At 32.0% G+C, this 765-nt stretch carries 1 protein-coding gene; it reads right to left on the bottom strand.

The window, feature by feature from the left end; all coding sequences use genetic code 11:
- Window positions 1-71: 71 nt before the first annotated feature.
- Window positions 72-509 (bottom strand): helix-turn-helix domain-containing protein, encoded by a 438-nt coding sequence (locus KVT34_RS29605; RefSeq protein ID WP_217563231.1) that lies wholly within the window; start codon window positions 507-509, stop codon window positions 72-74.
- Window positions 510-765 lie beyond the last annotated feature (256 nt).

Here is a 765-nt window from a genome sequence, read left to right as displayed (position 1 = left end):
GTTTTATTTGTCTGCTAGTTCTCATGCTGTGTCTTTTTCATATTACCCCAATTGAATCTCCCTCCCCCGAATCACTCTGATTCTTTTCTATATTTTTTAGGGATGTTTTTCTTATTTACTTTTTGTGTATGTTTCTCGATGTATTCCATTGCATCCATTAATGAATCTAAAGCCTCTACTGAAAGAGGCTCACCAGAAAACATTAATCCGTCAGTGTCTGTCAGATCTTTGCGTATCTCTTCCATTCTTTTTCCGATATCTTTTCTATCCTTTTCTGTAAAACCTTCTGTATCTTTCGAAAGGTTGTTATTCATTTGGTTAGTTCTTCCCAATAAAAAATCTATAGAAACGTTGAAGTAATCAGCTACTTTTTGTACACGTTCAACAGAAGGAGTTCTTTTCTTCCACTGATAAATGGTATTTTGGCCAAATTCTAATTCCTCTTCTAATTTAGATACTGATATTCCTCTATTTAAACATAGTTCTTTGACTTTTTCGGTAATACCCATATAACTCAACCTTTCAAGCTAACACGAGAAGTTTTATTCAATTAGTTAGTTAAAACCTTTGACAACTAACCGATTGAATAATATACTTATGTGCATAAGCTACTTATTTAGCTGTTCAAACACTACTTAATAAAGACTATAGTTCACGTTCCCCAACGTACAAAAGCTATAAGTGTAGGTTTAGTTAGCTATGAGTTCATTTTAATCTATAAGTTAGTTATTGTCAATACTAAGCTAAATATTTAGCTTATTTTCT

Source organism: Paenibacillus sp. GbtcB18 (assembly GCF_019091125.1).
In the GTDB taxonomy this organism is placed as follows: Bacteria; Bacillota; Bacilli; order Paenibacillales; family NBRC-103111; genus Paenibacillus_F; species Paenibacillus_F chitinolyticus.
The sequence above is the reverse complement of the archived record's forward strand: the minus strand, read 5'-3'. Positions and strand labels throughout refer to the sequence as shown.

Excerpts from the sequence above, each read along its gene's own strand:
- KVT34_RS29605 (WP_217563231.1), bottom strand. The coding sequence starts at position 509 with ATGGGTATTACCGAAAAAGTCAAAGAACTATGTTTAAATAGAGGAATA.